We start from the raw sequence: 10,957 nt of genomic DNA, 5'->3' as shown, positions 1-10,957 counted from the left end.
CCTCGTCGGCGACGCGATCACCGAGGCCGACGTCCGCCTGTTCACGACCCTCGTCCGCTTCGACGCGGTCTACCACGGGCACTTCAAGACGAACCGCAGCACGCTCGCCCAGATGCCCGTGCTCTGGGCCTACGCGCGGGACCTGTTCCAGACGCCCGGCTTCGGCGACACGGTGGACTTCACGCACATCAAGGCGCACTACTACCTCGTGCACCGCGACCTGAACCCGAGCGGCATCGTCCCGGTCGGTCCGGACCTGTCGGGCTGGTGGACGCCGCACGGCCGCGCCGAGCTCGGCGGGCGCCCGTTCGGCGACGGCACCCCGCCCGGCCCGGTGGCACGCGGCGAGGAGGTGCCCGCCGGTCACGGGGCGCCGCGGCCGTCCTGACCGCGGCGGGCTACTCCTCGCCCGCTCGGCGCGTGCGCCCGAGCCCGGCCAGGAAGTGCGGGCCCGTCCTCGCGAGCTCCGCCTCGTACGCCTGCGCCCACGCGCCGTAGGGCGTGCGCGCGAGCGCGTCGTTGGCGAACCGCGGGTCGTCGGTCACCTCGGTGACGCAGAACGACGGGACGACGAGGTCGGTGACCGGTCCCCCGCGCTCGACCTCAGCGACGACGAGCGGGGCGTTGCTGCCCGCGAACACGTCGACCACCCAGCCGTCGTCGCCCAGCCACACCGAGTGCCGGGACTTCGCGACGCGCTGGCCGCCGCGCCGCACGAGCTGCAGCCCGACCGCGACGTCGAGCTCACGCTCGGCCTCGTAGCGCGTGCCGGAGTTCATGGGCCCCTTGACGGTGACCGCGCAGAAGTCGAACCGGCCCTCGTACTCCTCGAGGGCCTCCAGCGGGGTCAGCGTCGGGTCGAGGGCGGGTGCGCCGGGGGTCTGGACCCGTACGCGCAGCGCGTAGCCCTCGTCGGCCAGGTAGTACGACTGCACGATGATCGCCGGCGACTCGTCGAGCAGGTCGACCGGCAGGTCTCGCACCCAGAACCGCCGCTCGAACTCGAAGTCCCCATAACCGGTGTCGCTCACGCCCCCACGCTAGGGTCGCGACGGGCGAGCGCGACGGTTGCCGCGCCGCGACGCGACCTCGGAGGACGCCATGACGGTGCCGCAACCCGCTGCCACGCCCCACCGCCCCGCGCTCGGGCGTCGCGTCCTCGACGCGTGCGCACGCTGGCCACGCCGACTGTCGGGCCCCGGTCTGGCCGGGGCGCTGGTGTTCTTCGCGATCTCGCTCGGTCCTGCGCTGATCCCCCGCGCCGCCTTCTACCAGGGCGCGGTCGCGGGTATCTGCGCGGTGATCGGCTACGGGCTCGGCGTGCTGCTCGCGTGGGTGGTGCGTCGCGCCGGGGTGCCGTGGTCGCGCGTCGCGAGCCGCTGGTTCCGGCGGGTGCTGCTCGTCGCGACCGTCGTCGCCGTCCCCGCGGCGCTGTGGTGGAACCGCGCGTGGCAGGACGAGCTGCGCGCGCTGTTCGGCGAGCCGCCCGCGGACTCGTCGCACCCGTTCGTGGTCCTGGGGCTCGCCGTCGTCCTGGCGGTGCTGCTGCTGCAGGTCGGGCGCGGGCTGCGGCGCGTCACGCGCTGGGTGGGCGGGCTCGTCGGGCGCGTCCTGGGCCGGTGGGTGCCGGTGCCCGTCACGCGCCTGGTGGCGGTCGCCCTGGTCGCGTGGCTCACGGTCGTGGTGCTCGACGGCACGGTGGTGCGCGGCGGCCTCGCGGCGCTCAACAACGTGTACTCGGCGCTCGACACCGGGACGGCGCAGGGCGTCGAGCAGCCGGACGACCCGCTGCGCAGCGGGTCGCCGCAGTCGCTCGCCGCGTGGGACGAGCTCGGGCTGCAGGGGCGCACGTTCGTCGCCGGCCGCCGCCCGGCCGCGCAGTTCGAGGAGGTCGCCACCCGCACGGGACGCACCGAGCCGCTGCAGGACCCCATCCGGGTCTACGCGGGGCTGTCCGCGGGCGAGACGCTCGACGACGTCGCCCGGCTCGTCGTCGCCGAGCTGGACCGCACGCACGCGTGGGAGCGCTCGGTGCTCGCGGTGGTCACCGCCACCGGCACGGGCTGGATCGACCCGTCGATGTCCGACTCCCTCGAGCTGCTGTGGGGCGGCGACACCGCGATCGCGTCGATGCAGTACTCCTACCTGCCGTCGTGGGTGAGCTTCGTCGGCGACCGCTCGACGCCGCCCGCGGCCGGCAAGGCCCTGTTCGAGGCCGTGTACGAGCGCTGGTCGCAGCTCCCCGAGGACGACCGGCCGCTGCTCTACGTGGCCGGCATCTCGCTCGGGTCGTACGGCAGCCAGGGCGCGTTCTCGTCCGTGCAGGACGTCGTCGCCCGCACGGACGGCGCGCTGTGGGTCGGCACGCCCGGCTTCACGCCGCTGTGGGGCGAGCTCACCGCGGACCGTGACCCGGGCTCGCCCGAGATCACGCCGGTGCTCGACGGCGGCCGGACCGTGCGGTGGTCGAACCGGCCCGCCGACGGCGCGGACCGTCAGCTCTGGGCGCTCGGCGACGCGTGGGAGCGGCCGCGCGTCGTCTACGACCAGCACGCCTCGGACGGCGTGACCTGGTGGTCGCCGCACCTGATCCTCAACAAGCCCGACTGGCTGAGCGAGCCGCGCGGCTCGGACGTCCTGCCGTCGACCCGTTGGGTGCCGATCATCACGTTCTGGCAGACGACGATCGACCTGTTCGTCGCCGGGAGCGCCCCGCCCGGGCACGGGCACAACTACCACACCGAGTACGCCGACGGCTGGTCCGCCGTCGCACCGCCCGACGGGTGGGACGCCGACGACACCGCGGTGCTCCGCGAGGTCGTCGGCCTGGAGGCGTCGGTCGCCTGACCGTCCCGACCTCGGCAGGTCGCAGCGACGACGAGGGGGTGGTCACGCGATCCGTCCGGTGTCGCCCCCTCGCCGCGCGCGCGTCACGCCTCGCGCAGCTCGTTCCACCGCTGCCGGCGGACCGCCTGCTCGACCGGGTCCGGGACCGGCAGCGACGCGAGCAGCCGCCGCGTGTAGGGGTGCCGCGGCGCGCCGAGCACCTCGTCACCCGTCCCCTCCTCGACGAGCACGCCGCGGTGCAGCACCGCGATGCGGTCCGCGAGCATGTCCACCACCGCGAGGTCGTGGCTGATGAACAGGCACGCGAACCCGAGCTCGACCTGCAGCCGCGCGAACAGGTCCAGCACGCGCGCCTGCACCGAGACGTCGAGCGCCGAGGTCGGCTCGTCCGCGATCAGCAGCTCGGGGTCGAGCGCGAGCGCGCGGGCCAGCGACGCCCGCTGCCGCTGGCCGCCGGACAGCTCGTGCGGGAACCGGTCGCCGTACGAGCGCGGCAGCTGGACCGCCTCGAGCAGCTCGTCGACGCGCGGCCGCGCGTCCTGGGGGGACGGCGCCACACCGTGCACGACGAGCGGCTCGGCCACGCACTGCGCGATCGTCAGGAGCGGGTTGAAGCTCGTCGCCGGGTCCTGGAAGACGAACCCGATGCGCTTGCGCAACGGGCGGAACCGCCGCTCGCGCACGCCGTTCATCTCGAGCCCCAGCACCTCGAGCGAGCCGCCGGTCACGTGCGTCAGGCCCGCGATCGCGCGGCCGATCGTCGTCTTGCCGCTGCCGGACTCGCCGACCAGGCCGAGCACCTCGCCCGGCGCGATCGCCAGGTCCACTCCGTCGACCGCGGTGAACCCCGGCTTGCGCAGGCGCCCCGGGTACGTGACCTCGAGCGCGCGGGCCCGCACGACCGGACCGGCCTGCGGCTCGACGGGACGCGACGTGAGGGACGGCTCGGTGCGCTCGCGCAGCCTCGCCCCGCCCACGCGCGGGACCGCGTCCAGCAACCGCCGCGTGTACGGGTGCTGCGGCGAGGAGAACAGCGTCCGCACGTCCGCCTGCTCGACGATCTCGCCGTCGTACATGACCGCGACGCGGTCCGCGAGGTCCGCCACCACGCCCATGTTGTGCGTGATGAGCACGATCGCGGCGCCGAACTCGTGAGGCAGGATCCGCAGCAGGTCGAGGATCTCGGCCTGCACGGTCACGTCGAGTGCGGTCGTCGGCTCGTCGGCGATCACCAGGCCCGGGTTGAGCACGAGCGCCTGCGCGATGACGATGCGCTGCTTCTGCCCGCCCGAGAACTGGTGCGGGTAGTGGTCGACGCGGTGCTCCGGGTCAGGGATGCCGACGCGTCGCAGCACGTCGACGGCCTGCTCCCGGGCCTGCTCACGCGTCAGCCGGGCGTGCGCGCGCAGCCCTTCCGCGATCTGCCACCCCACCGGGAACACCGGGTTGAGCACGGACGACGGCTCCTGGAACACCATCGCGGCGTCCCGACCGCGCAGGCGGCGCAACGCGGACGGCGACACCGTGGTGACGTCCTGCGTGTCGGAGTCGTCCCGGCCGGACAGCAGCACCGCGCCGCTCGTGCGCGCGGTCTCGGGCAGCAGCCCGAGGATCGAGCGTGCCGTGACGGTCTTGCCCGAGCCCGACTCGCCCACGATCGCGAGCACCTCGCCGGGCGCGACCTGCAGGCTCACGCCCTTGACCGCCGGGACCGCCCCGGCGTCGGTGTCGAACGTGACCCTCAGGTCACGGATCTCGACGACGGGCGCGCTCATCGGTCCTCCTCGCCTCGCGCGACGGGTTCGGTCTCCGGCAGGAGCTCGGGCGGTGGCCCCTCCAGGGCGTCCATCCCCTCGACGCCCTCGGGCCCGGCCGCGAGCACCCCACCCGGGACGACGCTCGTCGTGCCGACCTCGCCCGCGACGAGCGCGGCGCGCCGGCGTGTGCGCAGACGTGGGTCGGCGAGGTCGTTGAGAGACTCGCCGACGAGCGTCACGCCGAGCGCCGTGAGCACGATCGCCAGGCCCGGCGGGATCGCGGTCCACCAGATGCCGCTCGTCACGTCCGCGAGCGCCTTGTGCAGGTCGTAGCCCCAGTCCCCCGCGGCGGTCGGCTCGATGCCGAAGCCCAGGAACCCCAGCCCGGCGAGCGTGAGCACCGCCTCGCACGCGTTGAGCGTGATGATGAGCGGCAGCGTGCGGATCGCGTTGCGCAGCACGTGACGCGTCATGATCCGCAGGTGCCCGGCGCCGACGACGCGAGCGGACTCGACGAACGCCTCGCCCTTGACGCGCACCACCTCGGCCCGGACCACGCGGAAGTACTGCGGGATGAACACCACGGTGATCGAGACGGCCGTGGCCATCACGCCGCCCCACATCGAGGACTGCCCGCCGCTGATGACGATGGCCGCGAGGATCGCGAGCAGCAGGGACGGGAACGCGTAGATCGCGTCGGCGACCACGACCAGCACGCGGTCGAGCCAGCCACCGAAGTAGCCGGAGACCAGTCCGAGCGTCACGCCGAGCACGATCGACAGGATCACGCCGATGACGATCGTGTACAGCGCGGTGCGCGCACCCCAGATCACGCGCGACAGCACGTCGTAGCCGGCCACGGTCGTGCCGAGCAGATGGTCGCCGTTCGGCGCGACGTGCGCCCCGAACAGCTCCCCGTCGGCGCGCAGCTGCGCCCAGCCGTACGGCGCGAGCACCGGCGCGAGCAGGGCGGTGAGCAGGAACACGGCCGTGAGCACGAGGCCCGCGACGAGCATCCCGCGCTGCAGGCCGACGCTCGTGCGCAGCTGGTGCACGACGGGCAGACGCTTCCAGCGCGGCGCGTGCTCGGGCACCCCGGTGGTCAGGATCGGGTCGTTCGCCATGTCAGAACCTCACCCGCGGGTCGACGAGCGCCGCGATCACGTCGACGACGAAGTTGGTCAGCGCGACGATCACGGCGAGCATCGCGACCATGCCCTGCACGGCCACGTAGTCGCGCGCGAGCAGGTACTGCACGAGCTGGAACCCGAGCCCCTTCCACTCGAACGTGGTCTCGGTGAGAACCGCACCCGCGAGCAGCATCGCGATCTGCAGGCCGATCACCGTGATGATCGGGACGAGGGCCGGCCGCCACGCGTGCTTGCGCAGCAGGCGCCGTTCGGGCACGCCGCGCGAGCGCGCCGCCTCGACGTAGCCGGTCGCGAGCGAGCCGATCACGTTGGTGCGCACGAGCCGCAGGAACACCCCGGCCGTGAGCAGCCCGAGCGCGATCGCAGGCAGCACCGCGTGCTCCAGCACGTCACGGACGACCTCGCCGTCGCCCGTGCTGATCGCGTCGATCAGGTAGATCCCGGTGCCCGCGCCGTTGCGTTGCATCTGGATCTCGGCGCCGGTGGACGCGCGGCCCGCGACCGGCAGCCAGCCCAGCCAGACCGAGAACACGAGCTTGAGCAGCATGCCGGCGAAGAAGACGGGTGTCGCGTACGCGACGACGGCCGACACGCGCAGCGTCGCGTCGACGCCGCGGTCGCGGCGCGCCGCCGCGATCCGGCCCAGCGGGATGCCGACCGCGAACGCGACGAGCAGCGCGTACATCGCGAGCTCGAGGGTCGCGGTGCCGTACGTCAGCAGGACCTCGGTGACGGGTCGGTTGTCGGAGATGGTCGTCCCGAAGTCACCGCGCAGGATCCCGCCGAGGTAGTCGAGGTACTGCTCGATGATCGGGCGGTCGTAGCCGGCCTCGTGGATCCGCTCCGCGAGCTGCTCGGACGTGAGCCGCCCGCCGAGCGCCGCGGTGATCGGGTCGCCCGTCGACCGCATCATCACGAACACCGTCGTGACGAGGATGAGGATCGTCGGGAAGATGAGCAGGAAGCGGACCAGCAGGTAGCTGCCGAGCCCGCCGCCCGGACGTCGTCGTCCGGGCGTGGTCACGGACGACGCTGGCGAGGTGCTCGCCGCCGGGTCCGTCGAGATCGTGGTCATGGGTGTCCCTGGGTGAGGCGTCGGCGGGGCCGACGGGCGACGGCCCGCCCCGCGCGTGGCGGGACGGGCCGTCAGGAGTCACTTGGACAGCGCGCCGTACCGGAACTTGAACGACGGGTCGAGCGTGTCGGCCGTGCCCTTCACGTCCTTGCCGACGACCGCGACCTGCGCACCCTGCAGGTACGGGACGGTCGAGAGGTCGGCCGCGACCTTGTCCTGGATCTCCTCGATGATCGAGGTGCGCTCGTCGGCGTCGGCCGTGACCGCCTGCTTGAGGATGAGGTCGTTGACCTCCTGGTTCACGTAGTGGTTCGCCAGGAAGTTCTCGATCAGGAAGAACGGCGTCAGGTAGTTGTCGGCGTCGGAGTAGTCCGGGAACCAGCCGAGCTGGTAGGCCGGGTAGACGTCCGACGAGCGGTCCTTCGAGTACTGCACCCACTCCGTGGTCTGCAGGTCGACCGAGAACAGGCCGTCGGCCTCGAGCTGGTCCTTGATCATGGCGTACTCGTCGGACGACGACGGGCCGTAGTGGTCGTTCGAGTACTGCAGGCTCAGCGCGACCGGCGTGGCGACCCCGGCGGCGTCGAGCGCGGCCTTGGCCTTGGCGGCGTCAGGACCGCCCGACCCGTCGCCGTAGAGGCCCTTGAGCGACTCGGTCGCACCCGTCAGACCTGCCGGGACGTAGGAGTACAGGGGCGTGTAGGTGCCCTTGTAGACCTGCTCGGAGATCGCGTCGCGGTCGATGAGGTCGGCGACGGCCTGGCGGACCGCGAGCGCCTTGGCCGGGTCGGCCTCCCCGGTCTTGGCACCGAACGGCTGGGTGTCGAAGTTGAAGGTGATGTAGCGGATCTCTCCACCGGGGCCGTCGATGACCTGGACCTTGTCGTCCTTGCGCAGGTCGCCGATGTCGGTCGCGTTGAGGCTACGGAACGCGACGTCGATGTTGCCCTGCTGGATGTCGAGCTTGAGGTTCGACGCGTCGGCGTAGTACTTCACGTTGACCTCGGCGGTCTTCGCCGCGCCCAGGATCCCCTGGTAGCCCTCGTACGCCTCGTACGAGACGAGGTTGTTGAAGTCGTAGCCGGTGATCGCGTACTGCCCGGCGAACGCGTTGCCCGCGACGATGTCCGCGTCCGGCGTCAGCGCGTCGGCGGCGAACACCTCCTCGTCGACGATCGGGCCGGCGGGGCTCGACAGGATCTGCGGGAAGACCTGGTCGTTCTCGGACTTGAGGTGGAACACGACAGTCGTCGGGTCGACCGCCTCGACGCTGTCGAGGTTGTACAGCAGCGACGACGGGCCGTTCTCGTCGGCGATCGCGACCTGCCGGTCGAACGTGAACTTCACGTCCGACGACGTGAGGTCGTGACCGTTGGCCCACTTCAGGCCCGGCTTGAGCTTGACCGTGTACTCGGTCGGCGCGGTGAACTCGGCCGACTCGGCGATGTCGGGCTCGACGTCCGGGCTGCCGTACGGCGTGTTCAGCAGGAACGGGAAGACCTGGTTCATGACCGCGAACGAGCCGTTGTCGTACGAGCCCGCGGGGTCGAGCGTCGTGACCTTGTCGGTCGTCCCGATCGTCAGCGCCCCCCCCCCGCCGCCGCCGCCGTCCGACGCACCGTCGGACGTGTCGTCCTTGCTCGCGCATGCCGTGAGCGCGAGCGCCCCGACCGTGAGACCTGCGGCCGTCGCGACAAGGCGACGACGGGTGCGTACGGAGGTCATCCGTCACCTCTTCCGTGGGGGCCGGGCTGGAGTCCGACCGAGAACGTGATGAACGGATGTCTAGCACACAGATGTGACCCGGGTTACACACGTCTTACCGCCGAGTAACATCGCGATCTCGGTTCGGTCACGACGCGGGCGCGGCGGCCCGCGTCCGCCGTTCGAGACGCCTGTACCGGCCCACGGACGGACGGGGCTAGGTTCGTCGGGACACAAGCCCCCGGGGAGCGCAGGAGCGCTGAGAGTGCGGCCGGACACCACGTCCCACCCGCAGACCCGTGGAACCTGACCTGGTTCGCACCAGCGTAGGGAGCAGGGCGTGCGTCGCCGGCAGCCGCCGGCGCACCGTCACGTCGTCGGTCCGGGCACCCTGCCCGAGGTGACGACGGCCGGGCGTCGGTGTCACTGCGGGGACGCCGGCTGCCCGGGGGCTACCGGCACCTCGAAGGAGCACCCCGTGACCCGCCCACCGCAGACCCTCGCCAGCACCCCCGGAAGCACACCAGGCACCCTCGGCACCACCCTCGCGGGCGCCGCCGTCGCCCCGCGCGCGAGCGACCAGCCCGCACGACCGTCGCCGGCCGAGCTCGGCGTCGGCGCCCGGCTCTCGCTGCACCCGCACCGCGACGACTTCGTCGACGTGATCGTCGGGGCCCTGGCGGGCGCCCGGGTGCGGGACGTCGAGGTCACGACCGACGACGTCTCGACGTTCGTACGCGGCACCGAGGACGCCGTCGTGCGGTACCTGTTCGACGTCCTGCTCGCCGCGGTCGGCGCGGGCGGGCACCTCGTCGCGCACGTCCACCTCTCACGCGGGTGCCCGGGCGAGGTCGACTGCACGCTCGCCGACGACTCGCTGCTGTTCTCCGGCGACGTCCCGACGCTGCCCGCCTCGGGCGTGCGCGCGGCCGCCCACTGGGCGCTGTACCCGCTCGACGACGGCGGTCCCGGCCGGACGGGTGACCACATGGCCGCGATCACCGCCGCGATCGACGCGGCCCGCGAGCGCGTCGACGTCACGTCCGAGCACTTCGTCACGCGCCTGGACGGTGACCTCGCCGACGTGCTCTCGACGGTCGTCGCGGGCTGGCTCGGCGCCGGTCGCAGCGTGCGGCACGTCGTCACGCACGCGACGATCTCGCTCGGCTCGCCGTCCTGGGACGCCCGATGAGCGCGCCGGACGGGCCGACGACCGGCCGCCGCGGTCTGTCGCTCGGGGACCTGGTGCTGCTCGCCGTCCTGGCGACCGTCCTGGGGTTCCTCTACTGGGCGCTCGTGCAGGCGTGGGGTGCGCTGCAGCTCGCGATGGGGCCGTTCGGCGACCTCGCGCAGCACGTGCTCGCGGGCGGGTGGATGGTCGCGGCACCGCTGGCCACGTACATCGTGCGCAAGCCGCTCGTGGGGATCGTCGTCGAGATCCTCGCGGCGTTCGTCGAGGTCGTCTTCCTCGCCTCACCCGTGGGACCGATGCTCTTGCTCGTCGGCTTCGTCCAGGGTGCCGGGGCCGAGCTGCCCTTCGCGCTCACGCGCTACCGGCGGTACGGCTGGGGCGTGTTCGTCGCGTCCGGCGTGAGCGCGGCGTGCGCCTCGGTGCTCATGGGCGCGATCCGGTTCGGCTGGCTCCAGCAGGACTGGTTCGCGTGGCGCGTCGGGCTGACCCTCGTCTCGAGCGTCCTGCTGTGCGGGCTGCTCGCGCGCGTGCTGGGCGACGCGCTCGCACGCACCGGCGTGCTCGACAACACCGCGCTCGGGCGCGCTCGTCGGGCGGCCGCACGTCCCGCGCCGCAGCCGCACGACGAGGTCACGGTCGCGTGATCGACACGACCCACCTGAGCGTCGCGTACCCGGGCCGAGCGCCCGTGGTGCGGGACCTCACGCTGCACGTCGACGCCGGCGAGCGGCTGCTCCTGCTCGGGCCGTCGGGCTCGGGCAAGAGCACGCTGCTGCGGCTGCTCGCCGGCGTGGTGCCGCAGCTCGTCGATGCCGACGTGACCGGTCAGGCGCTCGTCGCCGGGCACGACGCGACGACCACCGAGCCGGCCGCGCTCGCGCGTCACGTGGGGACCCTGACGCAGAACCCGGCCGACCAGCTGTGCCTGCCGACCGTCGAGGAGGAGGTCGCGTTCCCGCTCGAGAACCGCGCGTGGCCGCCGGAGCGCATCTCCCCTGCCGTCGAGCGGGCGCTCGCGCGCGTGGGCGCCGCGCACCTGCGGCACCAGCGCACCGCCGAGCTCTCCGGCGGGGAGGGGCAGCGCGTCGCGCTGGCCGCGACGCTCGTCGCGGACCCCGGGCTGCTGCTGCTCGACGAGCCGACCGCGCTGCTCGACCCGGCCGCCGCCCGCACCGTGGGGCGGCTGCTCGCGCCCGCGGGCGGCGCCCAGGTGCTCGTCGAGCATCGGCTC

The 10,957-nt window shown here is 73.0% G+C and carries 10 protein-coding genes and 1 riboswitch; of the genes, 5 read left to right on the top strand and 5 right to left on the bottom strand.

The features are described from left to right. The coding region (locus CWIS_RS19380) for a glutathione S-transferase C-terminal domain-containing protein (protein WP_048343054.1) at positions 1-388 on the top strand (388 nt) is incomplete at its 5' end. A 10-nt stretch (positions 389-398) separates the two neighbouring features. Here the strand turns inward: CWIS_RS19380 and CWIS_RS09540 are convergent. Next, positions 399-1,031, bottom strand: a complete 633-nt coding sequence (locus CWIS_RS09540) for a hypothetical protein (protein WP_048343049.1) — start codon at positions 1,029-1,031, stop codon at positions 399-401. Between the two features lie 70 nt (positions 1,032-1,101). Here CWIS_RS09540 and CWIS_RS09535 point away from each other — a divergent pair, with 70 nt between their 5' ends. After that, positions 1,102-2,847, top strand: coding sequence for an alpha/beta-hydrolase family protein (locus tag CWIS_RS09535; protein WP_082156355.1), 1,746 nt, complete (start codon positions 1,102-1,104; stop codon positions 2,845-2,847). Positions 2,848-2,930: 83 nt separating this feature from the next. Here the strand turns inward: CWIS_RS09535 and CWIS_RS09530 are convergent, their stop codons facing one another. From CWIS_RS09530 to CWIS_RS09515, 4 genes are all read right to left on the bottom strand, one after another. Then, the gene (locus tag CWIS_RS09530) at positions 2,931-4,622 is read right to left on the bottom strand and encodes an ABC transporter ATP-binding protein (protein WP_048343048.1); all 1,692 of its coding nucleotides are present in this window, start codon (positions 4,620-4,622) and stop codon (positions 2,931-2,933) included. Beyond that, a complete protein-coding gene (locus CWIS_RS09525; RefSeq protein ID WP_048343047.1) occupies positions 4,619-5,728 on the bottom strand; it encodes an ABC transporter permease in 1,110 nt (369 codons plus the stop codon). The genes CWIS_RS09530 and CWIS_RS09525 overlap by 4 nt, the downstream gene beginning before the upstream one ends. A gap of 1 nt (position 5,729) precedes the next feature. Then, positions 5,730-6,830: an ABC transporter permease gene (locus CWIS_RS09520; protein ID WP_048343046.1), complete on the bottom strand. Its 1,101-nt coding sequence runs from the start codon at positions 6,828-6,830 to the stop codon at positions 5,730-5,732. 78 nt (positions 6,831-6,908) lie between these two features. Then, positions 6,909-8,555, bottom strand: a complete 1,647-nt coding sequence (locus CWIS_RS09515) for an ABC transporter substrate-binding protein (RefSeq protein WP_048343045.1) — start codon at positions 8,553-8,555, stop codon at positions 6,909-6,911. Positions 8,556-8,766: 211 nt separating this feature from the next. Beyond that, positions 8,767-8,886, top strand: a riboswitch (TPP riboswitch). Between the two features lie 126 nt (positions 8,887-9,012). On the opposite strand from CWIS_RS09515, the gene CWIS_RS09510 reads away from it, so the two are divergent. The 3 genes from CWIS_RS09510 to CWIS_RS09500 form a co-directional block, all read left to right on the top strand. Then, a complete protein-coding gene (locus CWIS_RS09510; RefSeq protein ID WP_082156356.1) occupies positions 9,013-9,726 on the top strand; it encodes a YkoF family thiamine/hydroxymethylpyrimidine-binding protein in 714 nt (237 codons plus the stop codon). After that, positions 9,723-10,370: an ECF transporter S component gene (locus CWIS_RS09505; protein WP_048343044.1), complete on the top strand. Its 648-nt coding sequence runs from the start codon at positions 9,723-9,725 to the stop codon at positions 10,368-10,370. The genes CWIS_RS09510 and CWIS_RS09505 overlap by 4 nt, the downstream gene beginning before the upstream one ends. Next, on the top strand, positions 10,367-10,957 hold a 591-nt coding region (locus CWIS_RS09500; RefSeq protein WP_048343043.1), incomplete at its 3' end, for an energy-coupling factor ABC transporter ATP-binding protein. The genes CWIS_RS09505 and CWIS_RS09500, both read left to right, overlap by 4 nt.

This window comes from Cellulomonas sp. A375-1, assembly GCF_001040865.1.
Classification (GTDB): domain Bacteria; phylum Actinomycetota; class Actinomycetes; order Actinomycetales; family Cellulomonadaceae; genus Cellulomonas; species Cellulomonas gelida.
Note: the sequence above shows the minus strand (reverse complement) of the source record. Positions and strands in the feature narration are given on the sequence as shown.